The organism is Undibacterium sp. FT79W, assembly GCF_014284215.1.
Lineage (GTDB): Bacteria > Pseudomonadota > Gammaproteobacteria > Burkholderiales > Burkholderiaceae_D > Undibacterium > Undibacterium aquatile.
In genome coordinates this window covers 132,124-151,129 of the sequence record NZ_JACOGB010000001.1, presented here as the reverse complement: position 1 = coordinate 151,129, position 19,006 = coordinate 132,124, and the positions used below count along the sequence as shown (strand labels likewise).

Annotated in this window: 17 protein-coding genes; 7 read left to right on the top strand and 10 right to left on the bottom strand. The window is 51.6% G+C overall.

The features are described 5' to 3' along the window. Window positions 1–15 precede the first annotated feature (15 nt). The 5 genes from leuS to H8K38_RS00630 form a co-directional block, all read right to left on the bottom strand. Entirely contained in the window at window positions 16–2,652 is a 2,637-nt protein-coding gene (gene leuS, locus H8K38_RS00650; RefSeq protein ID WP_186882864.1) for a leucine--tRNA ligase, read from the bottom strand. 86 nt (window positions 2,653–2,738) lie between these two features. After that, window positions 2,739–3,185, bottom strand: a complete 447-nt coding sequence (locus tag H8K38_RS00645) for a biopolymer transporter ExbD (RefSeq protein ID WP_186882863.1) — start codon at window positions 3,183–3,185, stop codon at window positions 2,739–2,741. Between the two features lie 2 nt (window positions 3,186–3,187). Then, the gene (locus tag H8K38_RS00640) at window positions 3,188–3,874 is read right to left on the bottom strand and encodes a MotA/TolQ/ExbB proton channel family protein (protein WP_186882862.1); all 687 of its coding nucleotides are present in this window, start codon (window positions 3,872–3,874) and stop codon (window positions 3,188–3,190) included. Between the two features lie 13 nt (window positions 3,875–3,887). Next, on the bottom strand, window positions 3,888–4,700 hold the full coding sequence (dapB, locus tag H8K38_RS00635; RefSeq protein ID WP_186882861.1) for a 4-hydroxy-tetrahydrodipicolinate reductase: 813 nt from the start codon (window positions 4,698–4,700) through the stop codon (window positions 3,888–3,890). An 11-nt stretch (window positions 4,701–4,711) separates the two neighbouring features. Next, window positions 4,712–5,197 carry an outer membrane protein assembly factor BamE gene (locus tag H8K38_RS00630; RefSeq protein ID WP_186882860.1) on the bottom strand — a complete coding sequence of 162 codons (486 nt, stop codon included), beginning with the start codon at window positions 5,195–5,197 and terminating at the stop codon, window positions 4,712–4,714. 130 nt (window positions 5,198–5,327) lie between these two features. On the opposite strand from H8K38_RS00630, the gene fur reads away from it, so the two are divergent. Then, window positions 5,328–5,756, top strand: a complete 429-nt coding sequence (gene fur / locus H8K38_RS00625) for a ferric iron uptake transcriptional regulator (RefSeq protein ID WP_186882859.1) — start codon at window positions 5,328–5,330, stop codon at window positions 5,754–5,756. Between the two features lie 64 nt (window positions 5,757–5,820). Here the strand turns inward: fur and H8K38_RS00620 are convergent, their stop codons facing one another. Genes H8K38_RS00620 through H8K38_RS00610 form a run of 3 tightly spaced genes read right to left on the bottom strand, consistent with a single transcriptional unit; the run spans window position 5,821 to window position 7,967 of the window. Next, window positions 5,821–6,204, bottom strand: coding sequence for a response regulator (locus H8K38_RS00620; RefSeq protein WP_186882858.1), 384 nt, complete (start codon window positions 6,202–6,204; stop codon window positions 5,821–5,823). Between the two features lie 12 nt (window positions 6,205–6,216). Next, window positions 6,217–7,236 (bottom strand): heat-inducible transcriptional repressor HrcA, encoded by a 1,020-nt coding sequence (gene hrcA / locus H8K38_RS00615; RefSeq protein ID WP_186882857.1) that lies wholly within the window; start codon window positions 7,234–7,236, stop codon window positions 6,217–6,219. A 44-nt stretch (window positions 7,237–7,280) separates the two neighbouring features. Next, on the bottom strand, window positions 7,281–7,967 hold the full coding sequence (locus H8K38_RS00610) for an HAD family hydrolase (protein ID WP_186882856.1): 687 nt from the start codon (window positions 7,965–7,967) through the stop codon (window positions 7,281–7,283). 74 nt (window positions 7,968–8,041) lie between these two features. On the opposite strand from H8K38_RS00610, the gene H8K38_RS00605 reads away from it, so the two are divergent. From H8K38_RS00605 to H8K38_RS00580, 6 genes are all read left to right on the top strand, one after another. Further along, window positions 8,042–8,935 carry an NAD kinase gene (locus H8K38_RS00605; protein ID WP_186882855.1) on the top strand — a complete coding sequence of 298 codons (894 nt, stop codon included), beginning with the start codon at window positions 8,042–8,044 and terminating at the stop codon, window positions 8,933–8,935. Between the two features lie 153 nt (window positions 8,936–9,088). Continuing rightward, on the top strand, window positions 9,089–10,735 hold the full coding sequence (recN, locus tag H8K38_RS00600; protein ID WP_186882854.1) for a DNA repair protein RecN: 1,647 nt from the start codon (window positions 9,089–9,091) through the stop codon (window positions 10,733–10,735). A gap of 13 nt (window positions 10,736–10,748) precedes the next feature. After that, entirely contained in the window at window positions 10,749–11,855 is a 1,107-nt protein-coding gene (gene hemH, locus H8K38_RS00595) for a ferrochelatase (protein ID WP_186882853.1), read from the top strand. 11 nt (window positions 11,856–11,866) lie between these two features. Beyond that, window positions 11,867–12,694, top strand: a complete 828-nt coding sequence (locus H8K38_RS00590) for a symmetrical bis(5'-nucleosyl)-tetraphosphatase (RefSeq protein WP_186882852.1) — start codon at window positions 11,867–11,869, stop codon at window positions 12,692–12,694. A gap of 232 nt (window positions 12,695–12,926) precedes the next feature. Beyond that, a complete protein-coding gene (locus H8K38_RS00585) occupies window positions 12,927–15,737 on the top strand; it encodes a DUF1631 family protein (protein ID WP_186882851.1) in 2,811 nt (936 codons plus the stop codon). A gap of 82 nt (window positions 15,738–15,819) precedes the next feature. Then, window positions 15,820–16,464, top strand: a complete 645-nt coding sequence (locus H8K38_RS00580; protein ID WP_186882850.1) for a hypothetical protein — start codon at window positions 15,820–15,822, stop codon at window positions 16,462–16,464. Window positions 16,465–16,767: 303 nt separating this feature from the next. Here the strand turns inward: H8K38_RS00580 and H8K38_RS00575 are convergent, their stop codons facing one another. Together H8K38_RS00575 and H8K38_RS00570 are read right to left on the bottom strand one after the other, a co-directional pair. Continuing rightward, a complete protein-coding gene (locus tag H8K38_RS00575; RefSeq protein WP_186882849.1) occupies window positions 16,768–17,502 on the bottom strand; it encodes a 1-acyl-sn-glycerol-3-phosphate acyltransferase in 735 nt (244 codons plus the stop codon). Window positions 17,503–17,690: 188 nt separating this feature from the next. After that, on the bottom strand, window positions 17,691–18,974 hold the full coding sequence (locus tag H8K38_RS00570; RefSeq protein WP_186882848.1) for a dihydroorotase: 1,284 nt from the start codon (window positions 18,972–18,974) through the stop codon (window positions 17,691–17,693). Window positions 18,975–19,006 lie beyond the last annotated feature (32 nt).

Here is a 19,006-nt window from a genome sequence, read left to right as displayed (position 1 = left end):
CTCCTGTAACAAAAATTAAGCGACGATATTGACCAGTTTACCCGGTACAACAATAATTTTCTTCGGCGCACCTTCGATGAAACGCTGCACGCTTTCGCTGGCCAGTGCGGTGGCTTCTATCGTGGCTTTATCCGCATCTTTACTGACCTTGATGCTGCCGCGCAATTTGCCGTTTACCTGCACCATCAGTTCGATTTCATCCTGCACCAGTGCTGCTTCATCGACCTGCGGCCATGGCGCATCGATCAGCTCGCCCAGCTCGGCAGCAAAGCCAAGTTCTTGCCACAACGCATGCGTGATGTGCGGGCAAACCGGATACAGGCCGCGCAACAAAACGCTGAACGCTTCACGCAATGCGGCTGCCGAACCTTCGGCTTCCGATTTGAATGACTCGATCGTATTGAGCAACTTCATCGCACCGGAGACCACAGTGTTGTATTGCAGGCGATCATAATCAGCATCGATTTGTTTCAGTGTCAGATGCACTTCACGGCGCAATACCTTTACATCCGACGCGTAATTCACCGGTGCTGTCGCGCCAGTGGCAATCGTCGCAGACAATTTCAATGCCGATGCCCACAAGCGGCGCAGGTAACGCGAGGCGCCTTCGACACCGCTGCTGCTCCAGGCAGCACTTTGATCCGGTGGGCCTGCAAACATCGTGAACAGACGCGCCGTATCAGCACCGAACTGGGTGATGATGTCTTTTGGCTCAACCACGTTGTTTTTGGATTTCGACATTTTTTCTATGCCGCCCATTTGCACTGGCTGACCGTCAGATTTCAGGCTCGCCGATACCGGACGGCCTTTGTCATCGTGCTGCACTTCGATTTCATTCGGATAGAACCAGGTCTTCTTACCGCTGGCATCTTCGCGATAGAACGATTCATTCAGCAACATGCCTTGCGTGAACAGATTTTTGAATGGCTCGTCAATCTTGACCAGACCCATATCGCGCATCGCTTTGGTCCAGAAACGGGCGTACAGCAGATGCAACACCGCATGCTCAACACCGCCGATGTACTGGTCCATTCCCTTAGGACTCATCCAGTAATCATTGCGTTCATCGACCATCGTCGTCGCATCCGGGCAGGTATAGCGCATGAAATACCAGCTGGAATCGACGAAAGTATCCATGGTGTCAGTTTCACGCTGCGCTGGCTTACCGCATTTAGGGCAAGGAACGTTCAGGAATGCTGCATGCGTTTTCAGCGGATTACCGGAACCATCAGGAATACATTCGGTTGGCAATACCACCGGTAAATCTTCGTAAGGCACGGGTACATCACCACAGCATTCACAATGAATGATAGGAATCGGGGTTCCCCAGTAACGTTGACGCGAAATGCCCCAGTCGCGTAAGCGCCAGGTGGTTTTTTTCTCACCGATGCCTTTGGCTGCGAGATCAGCGGCGACAGCATCTACCGCTGCCTTATAGCTAAGTCCGTCGTATTTACCGGAATTGACTGTCACGCATTTCTGTTTGTCGCCATACCAGTCAGCCCATGCGTCAGTGGTAAAGCTCTCACCTTCAACAGTCACAACTTGTTTGATCGCAATGCCGTATTTTTTGGCAAACGCAAAGTCGCGCTCGTCATGTGCAGGTACGCCCATCACAGCGCCGTCGCCATAAGTCATCAGCACATAATTACCGACCCAGACTTCGACCTGCTCGCCGGTCAATGGATGCGTGACGAATAAGCCCGTTGGCAGACCTTCTTTTTCCTTGGTCGCCATTTCGGCTTCGGTCGTGCCACCGGCTTTGCATTCTTCGATGAACGCTGCCAGTTTCGCATTATTTTTTGCAGCGACAGTCGCCAGCGGATGCTCCGCAGCCACGGCGCAGAACGTCACGCCCATGATGGTGTCAGGACGAGTCGTGAAGACGTACATTTTGCCGTCTTGTACCAATGCGCCTGTGTCGTCTTTGATCTCGTGACTGAATGCAAAGCGCACGCCTTCGCTCTTGCCTATCCAGTTACGCTGCATGGTGCGCACTTGTTCAGGCCAGCCATCAAGCGTATCAATACTGCTCAGCAATTCCTCGGCGTATTGGGTGATGCCGAAGTAGTAGCCAGGAATTTCACGCTTTTCCACCAGCGCACCGGAGCGCCAGCCGCGACCATCAATCACCTGCTCATTCGCCAGCACGGTCTGATCAATCGGGTCCCAGTTCACGACCTGAGTTTTTTTGTAGGCGATGCCTTTTTCCAGCATCTTCAGGAACAGCCACTGATTCCAGCGGTAGTAATCGGGATCGCAGGTCGCTACTTCACGCGACCAGTCGAATGCCAGCCCCAGCGGTTCCATCTGCGACTTCATGTCTTCGATATTCGCGTAAGTCCATTCTGCCGGTGATTTTTTATACGCAATCGCCGCATTTTCGGCTGGCAATCCAAACGCATCCCAGCCCATAGGCATCAACACGTTGTAACCCTTCATACGCAGCTGGCGCGCCAGCATGTCGTTGATGGTGTAGTTACGCACATGGCCCATGTGCAGCTTACCGGAAGGGTAAGGCAGCATGGAGCAGGCGTAGTACTTGCCTTTAGGGAAACGTGGGTTATTTTCTACCGCCTTATAGGCATCGATTTTTTTCCAATGGGATTGCGCCGATTGCTCGACGTCGGAGGGCGTGTATTTTTCTTGCATGGCGTGACCAGAAGTAGATGCGGAAATGACTCAGAACCTTAGATTATAACTGGTTCAGGGGTGATATTGAGCAATGCTTGTGAGCATCAGGGTTTGGCAGTGACCGGTTCCGTCACAGGTTGCATCACAAACGCAATTTTGTTCAGCCCCTGCGCCTGCGCCGCCGCCATCAGTTGCGCAATCATGTCGTAACGTGAGGATTTGTCGGCGCGTAATTGCAGATCGGGTTGCGGCTGTTGCAAGGCTGCCTGCCGGAAGCGGGGTTCCAGCTCTGCCAGATCTGTTGCAACACCCTGCAGATAAATGATGCCTGCGGCATCAATCGCAATTTGCAGCGATTCTGGCTGTTGCTGACTGGCCTTCGCCGCAGCTTGTGGTAAATCCAGTTTGATTGCCGGCGTCATCAGTGGTGCGGCGATGATGAAAATCACCAGCAACACCAGCATCACATCCACCATAGGAGTGACATTGATATCGGCCATGCTGTGCATCTGTGATCGTCCGGCTTTGTCATTAAACGAACCAAACGCCATGCTTACACCTGTTTTTCAGAATGTTGCTGATCGCCGTCGCGACTGCAATGCGCATGCAGATCGTGCGCGAAGCCATCAAGCTCAGCGAATGTCATACGATTGAAACGATTAAAAACATTGTAAGCAAGCACAGAAGGAATGGCGACGATCAGACCAAAGGCAGTCATGATGAGCGCTTCACCGACCGGCCCGGCAAGCTGATCTATCTGTATCGTACCTGCGGACGATATCGTCGTCAGCGCATGATAAATGCCCCATACCGTCCCAAGCAAGCCAACAAACGGCGCGGTGGAACCAACGGAGGCCAGCACCGTCAAGCCATTTTCCAAACGACTTGTAGTCACCTGTAACTGCTGGCGCAAAGCACGTGTCAGCGCGTCATTCAGACTGCTGTCAGCACTCAATGTTGATGCACGCTGACCCGCATCCATTGCCGACATCGCCGCTTCCGCCAGCGACAGATACACCTGCTCTTTGTCGCGTTGTTGTAACAGTCTCTGCGCATCGACCATAGTCGGCGCGAGCCAGAATTTCGGCAAGAACGGCGCTGCTTGACGCACACGCCAGAAAGACCAGGCTTTGGCAAAAATCAGCGCCCAGCTCAACAAGGACATCAGCAGTAAAAGATAGGCGATGGCATGCCCGAACTGATCTGCCTGTTCCCAGTAATGCGCGATTGCAGCGTTCATTGCGATGGATAAATTAGTGGTTATTCAGCCCGAGCACGTCGTACATATCGAACAGACCGGTTGCCTTATCGTTCAGGAAACGTGCCGCCCGCAAACTGCCATGCGCGTAAGTGACCCGACTGGAGGATTTATGCGAAATTTCGACGCGCTCACCGATACCGGCGAACAACACCGTGTGATCGCCGACAATGTCACCGCCACGTATCGTCGCAAAACCGATAGAAGACGGATCACGTTCGCCCGTCACTCCTTCGCGAGCAAAGACGCCAACCTCTTTCAGATCGCGTCCCAACGCGTCAGCAATCACCTCACCCATTTTGAGCGCAGTACCGGAAGGCGCATCAACTTTATGCCTGTGATGTGCTTCAATGATTTCGATGTCATAGCCTTCGGCGAAACTCTTGGCTGCCATTTCCAGTAACTTGAGCGTGACATTAACGCCAACGCTCATGTTCGGCGCAAAGACAATCGCGGTTTGTTTGCCCGCTGCTGCGATTGTCGCTTTGCCCGCATCATCAAAACCTGTCGTGCCGATAATCATTTTGATGCCGTGCGTGGCACAGTAGTCGAGATGCTTCAGCGTCCCTTCAGGACGTGTGAAGTCAATCAGAAATTCTGCGTTGGCCAATGCCTTAGCCAGATCAGACTCAATCAACACACCGGCAGGTTTGCCCAGAAATACGCCAGCGTCGGTACCTATTGCCGGGGAACCGGCAACATCCAACGCACCGGCCAGCACCATGTCGTCTGCGTTGCTGATAGCTTCAATCAGCATCTTTCCCATGCGGCCGGAAGCGCCCGCCACCGCTACTTTTAATGCAGTCATACCAGCTTTCTTTATTTTTTATCTTTTTTCTTCGGCGTGCCGTCGAGATCATTCAGCGACTCAACTTTATCTAAGCCCAGCGCCGACTCGGTAATCCTTGCCAGATATTCTTTTTCCGTTGGCAGACTACCGCCTTCGAATTTAGAAACCGTATTGTTTTTAAAATGAATGGTGACCTGACTGACTACCTGCTCGCCATTCGGCTTAGTCAGGCGGAAAGGATAATCCCAGCGGTCTTCGTGGAACATATCGGTCAACAAAGCGGTGCCAAGCACAAAACGGACTTGCTCACGCGTCATCCCTTCTTTGATCTGCGCCATCATTTCCTGAGAAACGAAGTTACCTTGCTGAACGGTAATACGATATGGGGAAATATAGCCCAGGAATTTACTCACCCCTGTCGGTGCGTATATTTGCGTACCGGCCGTTGCTGACACAGCTTTGTCCGCCACTGGCGGTTTCGATGCGCAAGCAGATACGCCCAGTAATAATGTCATGCCTGCAAGCCGGATGGCTTTACCTTGAACAGATTTTGAAAACAACAATCGCATAGGTACCCTCAGTAATTGAGCAACATGCCCTAAAACCCGATATCATAAAGCAGATAGCCCTCTTTTGACCGAAAACATGACAAACAGCACTCCAAATCTGAAAGCCAGCGGACTTAAAGCAACCTTGCCACGCCTGAAAATCCTCGAAATTTTCCAAAGTAGTAAGGTTCGCCATCTGACTGCAGAAGACGTCTATAAAATACTTTTGAACGAAAATATGGATGTCGGTCTGGCAACTGTCTACCGCGTTCTGACGCAATTTGAGCAGGCGGGTCTGCTGCACCGGAATCATTTTGAAACTGGCAAAGCTATTTTTGAATTAAACGAAGGCTCACACCATGATCATCTGGTCTGCCTCGATTGCGGTCGCGTTGAAGAGTTTTTTGATGCGGAAATTGAACAGCGCCAGCATACCATCGCTCTGGAGCGCGGCTTTAAAATCGCAGAACATTCACTCGCGATCTACGGTAGTTGCACGAAAGAGAACTGCGAGCACAAAAATTAAGTATCAACGTGCTCATACCAATGAGCATTGAAGCGCTTGCAACAGGATGCGTGGGTGCGTTGGGTTATTTTTTTATTTTTGCAGCGACACCAGCAACGGTATCGATAATTTTCTGCGCATTAAATGGCTTCAGAATAATGCCATGTATGCCTGATTTCACCGCTTCCGACAAAATGTCCTTATCGTGACTCGCTGTCACCAGCAATATTCTGGTATCAGGCAACATATCTTTAAGTTTTGGCAGCACGTCAAGACCACTGACTTTGGGCATCACCACATCCAGCATAATCACGTCCGGCCGTAGTTTGAGCGCCATATCCAACCCGGTTCCACCGTCTGTCGCCTCACCTGCAACCGTGTATCCCTCGTTGCGCAACACGACACGTAACACTTCGCGAGTAATATCGTTGTCGTCGATGAGTAATATGGAAATATTTTTATTTAACATCGCATGTCTCTTTTACTGACTCAAGGCGTTAGAAAGTAATTTCGCCGTAATATCGACTATCGGTATCACTCTTTCATACGCCATCCGCGTCGGACCGATCACACCCAGGGTGCCGACAATCTTACCGTTAACCTCATACGGCGCAGTGACAACGCTCATCTCATCCATCGGCAACAACTGCGATTCCCCACCGATAAAAATCTGCACCCCCGTCGCTTTACACGATACATCCAGCAATTGCATCAGACTGCTCTTTTGCTCGAACATGTCGAACAGCTTACGCAGTGATGTCATGTTGGACGATAAATCCTGCACATTCAGCAAATTGGTTTTTCCTGAAATAACCATTTCATCACTTTGCTCAGACAAGGCATCACTGCCCGCTTCGACAGCGGCTTGCATCAGACTAGTCATATCTGTTTGCAACTGCCGTAATTCGCTATTAATACCGAGGCGTGCATCTTCAAAAGCATGTCCGCTGAAATTCTGATTCAGATAATTAGCTGCCTGCGACAACTGCGCTGGGGTGTAATCAATATCCGTCAGGAGCAAGCGGTTATGCACTTCTCCGGTCGGTGCCACAACCACCAGCAAAATGCGTTTTTCCGAAAGACGCAGGAATTCGACCTGCTGAAAAATGGATTCGGTTTTCGGCGTCATAACAACACCGGCAAATTGCGACAACGAAGACAATATCTGTGCGGCATTCGCGATGATTTTTTGCGGGGGTTGAGATAACAAACCCGATTGCAGCCGGGATTCCAGCCCCAGTTCGCTGATTTCCTGCACCGTCAGTAATTTATCAACAAATACGCGATAGCCTTTGGGAGTGGGAACGCGGCCAGCCGACGTATGCGGGCTGGCAACCAAGCCCATCTCCTCCAGATCAGCCATCACATTACGGATCGTCGCCGGCGACAGATCAAGGCCGGAAATTTTTGAGAGAGCACGCGAACCTACAGGCTGACCATCGGCAATGTAGCGTTCTACGAGGGCTTTTAAAAGAGTTTGAGCGCGAGTGTCTAGTAGCATCTGTTCATTTTATGCGACTGAAGCAAACATGAACATAGAAAACTTCATAACCATTTTGTCAAATCATGTAAATTTTTAAATTCCGCATCAGGCTGAATATGTTGATGGCGCTCATCCTTGATCTCCAGACTATGCCGGTTCATCCACGCTCCGCGCAAGCCTGCCTGTTGCGCGCCTTGCACGTCGAGCAATAAATCATCGCCGACATATAAGGCTTCGTGCGGTTTTACGTCCAGTGCTTCACAGGCGGCGAGAAATATGCGCGGATCAGGTTTGGCGCAACCAAACTCACGTGCCGCAATCGATGTACGGAAATGTGAAGCAAGACCAATTTCACGCAGATCAGCAAAGCCATTTGAGACCGAGCCCAACAGAACCCGCTGCGACAATACCTTTAGCGCTGGAACGACATCATCATACAAACTGACCTGATTGCGGGCATCAGAAAATACTGCCATGGCCTGATCAGCCTTTGCGACAGGCACATCATGTTCTGCGAATATCTGGCTAAGCAAGGTATGTCGCAAGACCCACAGGTCGTATTGAAAACGGGGATCGGTTGGTACCAGCTTATTGCGCCGTTGCCGCATTGATTCGACGGAATAATTCGCTGCCACGGCCGGTACATGTTCCTGCATCCACTGATACAAGCTCGCTTCCGCATGTTGAATCACCGGAGCAACCGGCCACAAGGTATCGTCTAAATCCAGTAATACAGCTTTAATTGTCATAAATAGCAGTCAGTTGATTCATTTCCACGCTAATTATGGTCTAATCTGACGAATCACGTCACCACTCTTTTTTTATGACTGTCCCTTCAAAAACGATTGCACTTGTTGGTAAGTTTAATGCTCCCGGTATAGCAGAATCAATGAGTGAACTCGCCAGCTTTCTTGACCGCGCAGGCAATACGGTTGTGATCGAAGCTGAAACGGCGCAATACATAGAATTACCGGGGTTTCAGGCCATGTCAGTCGCGGACATAGGAAAACATGCAAATGCCGCGATTGTGGTCGGCGGCGACGGTACGATGCTCGGTATCGCCCGGCAACTGGCGCAATACCATATCCCGCTGATAGGCATTAATCAGGGGCGGCTCGGTTTCATTACAGATATCCCGCTCGATCGTATGATTCCGGTGATTGCTGAGATGCTGGAAGGCAAATACGTCTCTGAACGGCGCAGCCTGCTGCAGGCTATCGTTGTCCGTGAAGGACATCAGATCTTCAGTGGTCTCGCCTTTAACGACATTGTAGTGTCACGCGGGACCGGTTCCGGCATGGTCGAGCTCAGTGTCGAAGTCGATTCTCATTTCATGTATAACCAGCGCTCGGACGGGTTGATTGTGTCCACCCCGACTGGCTCCACTGCGTATTCTCTCTCAGCAGGCGGGCCGCTGCTGCACCCCAGCCTGAGCGGTATTGTTATGGTGCCGATCGCCCCGCATGCTTTATCGAATCGCCCTATCGTGCTGCCTGAAAGCAGTGAAATCGTGATCGAAATCGTTGCCGGACGCGACATCAGCGTCAACTTTGACATGCAAACCTTTGCCAGCCTGTTGCGTCAGGATCGCATCGTCGTCAAACGTTCCAACCACACGGTGACTTTCCTGCATCCTCAGGACTGGAATTATTACCATACGCTGCGGGAAAAACTGCACTGGAACGAATACCCTACCGTGGAAGGCGCACTGAATTAATGGCAAACAGCTCTCCGCTGAACCGGGGGATGCAAGACGCTGCTTATAGGGTTACTTATTGCTAAAATAGCTTTGCTAATCCAGTCTGAATTTTTTCCTTTTTTCATTTCGTTTTTTTATTTCGTTTTTTTATTTTTAACTACTCCTGCTCCTATGCTGCGCACGCTTGCCATTCGTGATTTTGTCATTGTTGATGTTCTTGAACTGGAATTTTCATCCGGTTTCAGTGTCCTGACGGGTGAAACCGGCGCAGGTAAGTCGATACTGATCGATGCACTGACGCTGGCACTCGGCGGGCGTGGCGATGCGAGCATGGTGCGTGAATCTGCCGCGAAAGCAGATATCTCTGCCGAATTTTCGGTCTCGGATAATGTCCAGCAATGGCTGCTGGAAAATGAATTCAGCGATCCTGAGCAACAGTTGATTCTGCGCCGCACGATCGATAACGCGGGACGCTCGAAGGCCTGGATCAACGGCATCACAGCCACCGCGACGCAATTACGCGAACTGGGTGACCTGCTGGTCGATATCCACGGGCAACACGCGCATCAGTCTTTACTCAAAGCTGAAGCACAACGCTCGCTGCTGGATATGCAAGGCGGCTTACAAGAGAACGCCGCAGAAGTTGCAACGCGTTACAAAGCCTGGCGCAATCTGAGCCGGCAACGCGAAGAATTTGAAACCAACGCCAAGAATGTTTTGCAAGAACGCGAGCGCCTCGAATGGCAGGTAGGTGAACTCGACAAATTGCAAATCAAAGCAGGCGAATGGGAAAACATCAGTCAGGAACACAGCCGTCTGGCACATGCAGCAAGCCTGCTTGATGGCGCGCAAGAAGCGGCCACCCTGATTTCGGATTCAGAACATCCAGTGCTATCGCAACTGACTGCAGTACAACAAAAATTACTCAAGCTGCTGGATTACGATGCCGCGCTGAAACCGGTGACTGAAGCGCTGGAATCTGCCTGCATCAATTTGCAGGAAACGACTTACGCGCTGAACGATTATCTGAATCGCACCGAGCTCGATCCGGCACGCTTACGTGAAGTCGAACAACGCGTCGAAACCATACATACAACTGCGCGTCGCTTTCACGTCGCTCCTGAATATTTACATCAGGAATTTGCAACTTTATCTGAGCAATTAAAACAGTTGTCCGATGCCAGTGATATGGATGCGCTTCGCTTGCAGGAAGAAAAAGCGTATCAGCATTATCTCCAAGCGGCGCAACAACTGAGCAAAGCGCGCGAAAAAACCGCAAAAACACTGAGTGTTGCGGTAACGGCGGCAATGCAGGAATTAAGCATGGCCGGTGGCAGTTTTGCCGTCAGTCTGAATGCTTGTGAGGCTGCTGTATACGGTATCGAACAGGTTGAATTTCTAGTCGCCGGTCATGCCGGGGTGCAAGCCCGTCCGCTGGCCAAAGTGGCGTCCGGTGGCGAGCTGGCACGCATCTCTTTAGCCATTTCCGTCATCACGTCTGGTGCGACGGCAACGCCGACCCTGATTTTCGATGAAGTTGACAGCGGTATTGGTGGCGGTGTTGCGGAAGTAGTCGGACGCTTACTGAAACGACTGGGGCAAGACCGTCAGGTATTGTGCGTCACCCATTTACCGCAAGTGGCGAGTCAGGCGAATCAGCATTTTCAGGTCAGCAAAACAAATCACAACGGCAAAACCATCTCTCATATCGACGTGCTTGATAACAAGCAACGCGTCGAAGAAATCGCCCGCATGCTGGGTGGCATAGAAATCACCGCAACCACTCGTAAACACGCCAGAGAATTACTGGCTTCTTAAAAAAATAAATACCATGCGCTTTCTGAAAGAACCTGATTACTCCCACGGAAAAATCGGAAAAACGGCGGTCGTACTGATTAATCTCGGTACGCCGGATGCACCGACCAGACCGGCAGTGCGCCGCTATCTGAAACAGTTCTTATGGGACAGACGTATCGTCGAAGTACCCCGTGCAATCTGGTGGCTGATCCTGCATGGCATCATCCTGCCTTTCCGCTCCGGTCAGTCAGCGAAGAAATATGCGTCTATCTGGACGAATGACGGCTCGCCGCTGAAAGTACACACGGAAAAACAGGCCGTATTATTGAAGGGCTATCTTGGTGAACGTGGTCATGAAGTACACGTCACTTATGCGATGCGCTATGGCACACCGTCGATACCCGATGTGCTGCAAAAGCTGAAAGCAGATGGTTATGATCGCTTATTGATTTTGTCGGCTTATCCACAATATTCTGCGACAACGACCGGATCGAATTTCGACGCGGTATTCAGCCATTATCAACAGGTCAGAAATATTCCTGAACTGCGTCTGGTCAAAAATTATCATGATCACGAGGCTTACATAGAAGCGCTGCGGCTATCAGTGCTGGCAAGCTGGCAGACCAACGGCAGGCCGGAAAAACTGGTAATGAGTTTTCACGGTTTGCCAAAAGCCTTTCTGTTGCGCGGTGACGTCTATCATTGTGAATGCTACAAAACCGCACGCCTGCTTGCTGAAAAGCTAGGCCTATCGAAAGATCAGTACATCGTCACTTTTCAGTCGCGTTTAGGAAAAGCCGAATGGCTGCAACCTTACACTGCACCAACGGTAACGCAACTCGCCAAAGATGGGGTGCGGCGCGTTGATGTGATCTGCCCCGGCTTCATCGCCGACTGCCTGGAAACGCTGGAAGAAATTGCGATGGAAGTACGGGCTGACTTTCTGCAAGCCGGTGGTAAAGAATTTAATTACATTCCTTGTCTGAACGAATCGCCATCCTGGTTACGCGCTCTGGCGGAAATTGCTGAACAACATCTGATCGGCTGGCCAACCATGCTGACTGTCAGCATGCGCGAAGAACAGAAGCAACAGGCGCTGCTCAGCCGCGCCGAAGCCAAACGTATGGGTGCGAATCAATAAGCGCCAGAGACATGACGACAGCCACATATTTTATCGGTGACATTCAAGGTTGCGACGATCAGTTGGGTGAACTGCTGCATCGCATAGAACAGCACTCACCTTCCGCCCGCTATCTTTTTGCCGGTGATCTGGTGAATCGCGGTCCGAAATCCTTGCAGACTCTGCGTCGTGTCCGTGCTTTGCAACAGGCCGGGCGAGCAGAGAGTGTGCTTGGGAATCACGATCTGCATCTGCTGGCGGTTGCTCATGGCATACGTCCTGCACATCGCAGCGATACGCTTACAGAAATATTAAATGCACCGGATTGTGCTGAATTGCTGGAATGGTTGCGCCAGCGGCCGATGGCGATAACAGAGCAACAGCACTTACTGATCCATGCCGGACTTTTCCCGTCGTGGTCAGCCGAAAAAACCATGGCACTCGCGGGTGAAGTGGAAACCATGTTGCGCAGTGCGGACTGGCTGGGCTTTTTACGGCAAATGTATGGCAATACTCCGGCTTACTGGGATGACGGTTTACAGGGAGCAGATCGCTTGCGCTGCATCGTCAATGCCCTGACACGGATGCGTTTTTGCAGCATTGAAGGACAGATGGATTTTGCCAGCAAGGATGGCGTCGGTACTGCTCCGCAAGGATATGCGCCCTGGTTCGATCTGCCACGCGCCTCAGACAACAGCACGGTGGTGTTTGGTCACTGGTCCACCTTAGGACTGGTATTGCGTCCCAATCTGATCAGCCTTGATACCGGTTGCGTCTGGGGCGGTAAGCTGACCGCAGTTGCTCTTCACAACAGAACGCTTGTACAGATCGACTGCCCGCAACAGCAAAAACCAGGCTGATATAGGCAACATTTTTCCCATTAGAAACAATCTAACGGCAAGTGCGCGCTCAGCCCACTTGCCGTTGTTGTATTCATGACGGCGACGACGCAAAACAGTTGTGAACAATGTTTAAAACATTACATTCAAATAATAATTTAGCAATCTTCTGATCTATACTTCCAGATAACAAATTTGTTACATTTATTACGTTTTTAAACATGTGCCTGCGCGCAAAATCTGGGAAAAATATATGGATCCGAATGAATTTCTGCCCGCCACCCGAACAGAGTTTCACCGGACCTTTCTGAGCAGCATAGAAGCTGCAACACCGCACACACTGGAAGCCTTATTTAAAAAAGCTGAGGCCGCCCGCAGCTCAACGGAACAAAGAGATTATCTGCATGCCAGCATGCGCTTGCGGCAAGGCAGACAAATGCTCGATGCCATGAGCGAAGCGATGGATGGCTTGCTGAACCGGAGCTTCCAGACCACCTACAATACGTTTCGCCCGGCATCCATCTTAAAAATGCAAAGCGACAGTCTGTCACTGGTCGATTCGCATGCGCTGGAAAATGAACTGCTGCTCAATGAAATTACGGCGCGTTTCCGTGCCGAAGCCGAAGAGCAGATACGCGATCTGAATATACGTATCGCGCTGTTGTTCAGTCAGGAAAAAATCAGCGAACGAGAGAATCCGTTCCGTCCGTATTTAATCACCCGCAGCATCGCCAGCGGCATAGAAAAATTTGAACTGGACGACGATATTTCTGCGGCCGTTATTGCACAGATTGCAGAAGATCTGACGCCACATATCGGTAAAATTTATGATGCAGTGAATAACTACTTCGCCGCCAAAGGGGTGGCAGCGGAACTACAGTTAAAAATCAAGAAAACACCGCCCGCTGCAACCACTGCAAACACGGCGACAGCTGTCGCCGCGCCTGACACGTCCCCGCAGGTCAACGACAGTATGCCCTCCGCGGATACGCATAATGAAGGTGCAATGCCGGGCGCGATGCATCAACAATCATTCTCAGGCAACGAAGGATTGCCTTCGCCAGCATATCCAGCGCAACAGTTACAAGCCACTCCGGCGGCGACACCGGTCAGCAAAGTCGAACAATTATTCAACAGCGTGCGGGATCTCGCGGCTGGAATAAGCGCCAGCAAAATCGGGTCAGCAACACAGCAATTCACTCAACAACTGGTGCAACAAGCCGCGTCTGCTTTTACATCACAGCCGAAAGTCGTTGCGCCATATCCAGGATTGGACGGATACGCCGCGCCGTTGGCAGACCCAGGTCAGGCACGCGCCAGCGCATTTCAATGGCTGGAAAAAAATCAATCCGTCGGCTCGACCTTACGACAGTTATTCGGTGGCCACGGGGAGATAAACAGCGCGAACGACAACGTAACAAACCGTACAGCCAATAGCGCCAGCAATGGCGTAGCAACTGGCAATGCGGAAGGGCATGCCACCGGCCAAACGCTGAACGACGCCCACCACCTGCCACACTCAGCATACGGATCAGCACAAACCAGCGCGACACCAACGGCAAATAGCGACCATCGCAACCATTCCGATCACGCTTACAGCATCACTGACAGCAATCATTCAGAGACCAGTACAGGCATAGTACGGTCGGTGCATGAGCTACAAAAAAATAACATCATTGCCGGCGAACAGATGTTCAATCATCTGGGCGGCATCCGTAATCTGATACTGGAGCAAAGAACCACGCTCAATGACATGACAGACAATGTCGATGAGCAGATGACGATCGATGTCGTCGCTATGTTGTTTGAATTTATTTTGAGCGATCCGCAAGTACCGGCAGAAATACGTGCGCAGCTGGGGCGATTGCAATTTCTGGTGCTGAAAATCGCCCTTCGCGATCAGACTTTGCTGACCCAGAAAGGGCATCCGGCACGCATGCTGATCAATCGTGTTGGCTCGATTTCACTGGGACTGAAACAGATAGATCCAACGGGTGCGCACATCACACAGGAAATTTGCCGCATCGTCGAAACATTACTGGAAGACGACAGCGAAAATTCGCAATTATTCATCCGCATGCTCGATGAGTTTGATGCGTTTATCGCGCGTGAATTGCGCTCCAGTGAGCAAACGATTGCGCACACCGTAGAAGCTATCGAAACCGCGCAGAACCGCACCTTGCGGCTGGTGCATATCTCGGCGCAGTTACGCGAGGTCTTGCAAAAACTGCAGATTGATCCCTATCTGCGTGATTTTTTAGAAAATACCTGGGTACATGCGATCGAATATGCCGAACGTGAAGATGCCAAACGCGGTATCCGTTATCGCCTGCTGATTCCCGATCTGCTGTGGAGCATCGTCGCCAAACTGAACGAAGAAGACCGCACTCAACTGTTCGCTTTGCTGCCCATCATCCTGAACACGTTGCGCGAAGCACTGACTGCGATTCAGTGGAATAACGCTAAGCAGAAACATTTGCTCGACTGGCTGGTGGATGCTCATACGAATGCCTTGCGTACCGTGCAGCAGCCGCTTAACCCGCAGACACGTTCATTAAGCTTACCGGCAATTCATGAGCATTTTGCCGACTTCATCTACCACAACGAAGCCTCGCAGGAAGCATTGCACGAACAGTTGCGTGCTCCGGAAACCCAGCAAAGACTGGACAAAGCAATACGCGACCTCGACATTCAGGTGCAGATGCTGGATGAGTTTTTTGATAGCGAGTTAGCGACAGAAAGTGCCATTGGTGAAAAGCCCGCCGATGCCGTGGAATTTACGCAGGAAGTCATACAGGAACGCCTGCGCAGCGGTATCAGCCTGGAAGTGAAACTGGGAATCAAACCCAGTATCGCCACACTGAACTGGGTTGATCCATCACATCATAATCTGGTGCTGACCCTGGCAGGAAATGAAAAGCCATCACTCGTCAGTGTGCGCATGTTCCGCCGCATGATAGCCCATGGCCGCGTGCGCTTTCTCGAAAATGAGCCGCTGTTTGAACGCGCAGTGCAAGCCCTGCTGACTTCGGCGGACGCAGTTGACCGACCAGCGTTCGCCTGAATTTTTCAGGCTTGCAGCGGCGTCTGAACTTTGATTCAGATCGTCTGTCAGACGCCATACTGCAACCAGAAAAACACCCGCCATGACTGTGATCTACCACTATCTTGAATGGGATGCGCAACATGCAGTTGGGCGACTATTTTCAGCGCTGCTGGCGGCGGGAGTCACGCTGCTATTGATATTAGCCTTGCCGCGTCCGCTCGGTATCATCAAGACGTCCGATACTTTCGTTCATCCAGTGTCAGCCATGCTGTTGCAATTTCCACTGAATATCCGCCTGGCTGTTGACGCTGCGAAAGACGCGCCTGCGGCGACTACGCCGACTTCCGATACTGTGCGTAAGGTACGCAACAAATCAGCCTCGACTACTGTATCGACAAGCGCTGCCGACACTCCTGAAAGCGTTAATGTACCGGTCTCTGCCACCGCTAACACTGCAAACGATTCAGTACCGCTCGATATCAGCCCGCAAAGTATTGCCAGAGCCTATCAGACAAGTAAAAGTGAATTGCAGCAACGTGCCGAAGCCAGTGGCAAAAACCTGGAAAATGCGGCACCGGGTAAATATGAGCGTTTGCAGAAAGATTTACAGCAGGCGACGATTCCGGGATGTACCGATGACGATGCATTAAAACATCGTCCGGCAAAAATCGGCGGCGTTTCCTTTATCGGTTTACTCGCAGCACCGTTCTGGGCACAGGCGGCGATATCGGGAAAATGTCGCTGATTCTGCCGCAACAGAAGACCGCCGGAGTCATACAACGGCTGCTGGATGCCTGAAAATACTCCCCGGGAGTATTTTTTAAAGCCGTTTATTAACGCTGAGAATAAGCGGTTTTCTTCATATACTCCCCATAAAACCAATTTTTGAGGAGTATTGGCGCGGGTTTGCGGCACGCAGATGGACGCTGAGTACACCGGAACAAATCGCCAACACAAGGACGTCGGAAATACCGTTTTTATCCGGCGTTTTTTCGTGCATTTTTGTCCGGCGCTTTTGTCCGGCGTTTTTGTCCGTCTAATCAGGCAGCTATTGCGATAGTCCTAATTCTCGCATTACCAGTTCGCGCGCTTGCAAAGCGATATCGCGGCGATGCGCACCTTCTGTCGCAATCGCTGGCAGGCGTATCACTTCAGCAGTCATGCGCGGCGCTTTTAAGATCGTGCTCATGCTTTCGGCAAACGTCATGTCACCGATGAAATCGGCTGCCGGATGAAATTTTCCTTGTGCATCGACATAGCGCAGCACGAAAGGCTGCACCGGCACTTTGGCCTCTATCGCCGCTTCAAATAAATTGGCGTGAAATGGCAGCACCGTGCCCTGCGCTGCAGTAGTCCCTTCGGGGAAAAAAGCGATCCGTTTGCCATCATGAATCTGATGCACCAGACCTTCGTAAATCCGCCGCACTTCACGCTGCTTGCCGCGTGCTAAAAAGATGGTTCCGGCTTTTTCGCATAACCAGCCGAGCACAGGCCAGGAACGGATATCGGCTTTTGCAACAAAGTGGCACGGATGCACCGTGTTGATGACGAAAATATCGAGCCAGGAGACGTGATTCGAGACGATCAGCGTCCGTTCGGCAAACAGCCCCTGGCTGGCATCCTTAAACACGACATCCACCGTGCAGATTGCCATCAGTCGCTTCGACCAGCGCTGCACCAGCGCTTCTCTTCTGGCGGCTCCGACTAAAGGAAAGAGCACGGCGCAAGTCAGCAAACCTGCGACCAGATGAAGAAAAACGCGGAAAAAATGCCAGAAAATCATACGGACTCGCCAGATACTCCAAGAGAGTATTTATAAAAATTTGGGTTCTTCGGCACAAAGCCAAACGAGGCATGGCAAATACTATCCATACGCCCTGTTTGCTTTGTGTATAGCGCTTATTGCGAGCACACCAGCCACTGCATCACCCGGCAACAGCGGACGATGCAGGTGACGGTGTTGAATGCAGGTTACAGATTGTCAAAGGCAATATGGCCATCCACCATCGTCAGCCTGACCACGCCTGGCAATTCGTAACCCAGAAATGGCGTATGTTTGCCCTGACTCGCCAACGCAGCGGCTTCCACTTTCCAGTGTGCTGCGGGATCAAATACACACAGATCAGCCGCACTGCCAGCGGTCAGTTGACCGGCAGCGATACCAGCGACCTGTGCCGCACCGCTACTGATTTTCGACAAGGCTTGCGCCAAGGTGACGGCGCCACGGCTGTCTTCTGCCCATTTCAGCGCGAGCGACAACAACAATTCTAGTCCGGTTGCGCCCGGTGAGGCTTCCGCAAACGGCAACAGTTTTTCATCATCATCGACTGGCGTGTGATCAGAGCAGATCGCATCGATCGTGCCATCCAACAGTGCCGCTTTGATTGCATCACGGTCACGCTGACTACGCAACGGCGGTGTCATGCGCGCATTCGAATCAAAGTAACCGATATCGTTATCGGTCAGATGCACATGATGTGCGCCGACATCGCAAGTCAACGACAAGCCTTCGGCTTTCGCCTGACGCACCAGTTCCAGACCGGCGGCAGATGAAATCCGGCACAGATGCACTTTCGCGCCAGTGGCACGCATCAGCTCAAACAAGGTATGCAGCGCGATCGTTTCTGCCATGACAGGCACGCCGGATAAGCCCAGACGCGACGCCAGCGGACCGCTATGTGCCACGCCGCCTTTGCCTATGTAGGCATCTTGCGGACGTAACCAGACCGTGTATCCGAACGTGCTCGCGTATTGCAAAGCGCGTTGCAGCGTATTCGTGTCGGCAATTGTTTCTTCGGCTTGCGAAAAACCGATACAGCCGGCGTCGGTCAGTGCAGACATTTCTGTCAGAGACTCGCCTTTGAGTCCCACCGTCAGCGCACCGAGCGGATAGACATGCGCTTTGTTCTGTGTGCGTGCACGTTGTCGCAGCATTTCGACCAGACCCGATTCATCCAGCACCGGATCGGTATCCGGCGGACAAACCAGACTGGTGACACCACCACGCATGGCTGCCTGCAATTCCGATTCCAACGTTGCTTTATATTCAAAGCCGGGTTCACGCAAACGCGCACTTAAATCCACCAGCCCCGGAGCCACGACAAGCCCGCTGGCATCCACGACTTTATTGGCAATGAAATCGGCCGGTGCTGCGCCGATCGCAAGAATTTTTCCGGCGGCGATAAACACATCCTGTACCGCATCAACTCCGCTCGCCGGATCAATTACGCGACCATTTTTAATTTGAATTTTCATGTTGCTTCCCTGTACGTCTCACCTAACGGATA

Bases quoted from the DNA above. Each gene is read 5' to 3' on its own strand.
- H8K38_RS00580 (WP_186882850.1), top strand. From the start codon at position 15,820: ATGACTGTGATCTACCACTATCTTGAATGGGATGCGCAACATGCAGTT.
- H8K38_RS00620 (WP_186882858.1), bottom strand. From the start codon at position 6,204: ATGTTAAATAAAAATATTTCCATATTACTCATCGACGACAACGATATT.
- dapB (WP_186882861.1), bottom strand. From the start codon at position 4,700: ATGACTGCATTAAAAGTAGCGGTGGCGGGCGCTTCCGGCCGCATGGGA.
- recN (WP_186882854.1), top strand. From the start codon at position 9,089: ATGCTGCGCACGCTTGCCATTCGTGATTTTGTCATTGTTGATGTTCTT.
- leuS (WP_186882864.1), bottom strand. From the start codon at position 2,652: ATGCAAGAAAAATACACGCCCTCCGACGTCGAGCAATCGGCGCAATCC.
- H8K38_RS00575 (WP_186882849.1), bottom strand. From the start codon at position 17,502: ATGATTTTCTGGCATTTTTTCCGCGTTTTTCTTCATCTGGTCGCAGGT.
- hemH (WP_186882853.1), top strand. From the start codon at position 10,749: ATGCGCTTTCTGAAAGAACCTGATTACTCCCACGGAAAAATCGGAAAA.
- H8K38_RS00605 (WP_186882855.1), top strand. From the start codon at position 8,042: ATGACTGTCCCTTCAAAAACGATTGCACTTGTTGGTAAGTTTAATGCT.
- fur (WP_186882859.1), top strand. From the start codon at position 5,328: ATGACAAACAGCACTCCAAATCTGAAAGCCAGCGGACTTAAAGCAACC.
- H8K38_RS00610 (WP_186882856.1), bottom strand. From the start codon at position 7,967: ATGACAATTAAAGCTGTATTACTGGATTTAGACGATACCTTGTGGCCG.
- H8K38_RS00645 (WP_186882863.1), bottom strand. From the start codon at position 3,185: ATGGCGTTTGGTTCGTTTAATGACAAAGCCGGACGATCACAGATGCAC.
- H8K38_RS00585 (WP_186882851.1), top strand. From the start codon at position 12,927: ATGGATCCGAATGAATTTCTGCCCGCCACCCGAACAGAGTTTCACCGG.
- H8K38_RS00590 (WP_186882852.1), top strand. From the start codon at position 11,867: ATGACGACAGCCACATATTTTATCGGTGACATTCAAGGTTGCGACGAT.
- H8K38_RS00570 (WP_186882848.1), bottom strand. From the start codon at position 18,974: ATGAAAATTCAAATTAAAAATGGTCGCGTAATTGATCCGGCGAGCGGA.
- hrcA (WP_186882857.1), bottom strand. From the start codon at position 7,236: ATGCTACTAGACACTCGCGCTCAAACTCTTTTAAAAGCCCTCGTAGAA.
- H8K38_RS00640 (WP_186882862.1), bottom strand. From the start codon at position 3,874: ATGAACGCTGCAATCGCGCATTACTGGGAACAGGCAGATCAGTTCGGG.
- H8K38_RS00630 (WP_186882860.1), bottom strand. From the start codon at position 5,197: ATGACATTATTACTGGGCGTATCTGCTTGCGCATCGAAACCGCCAGTG.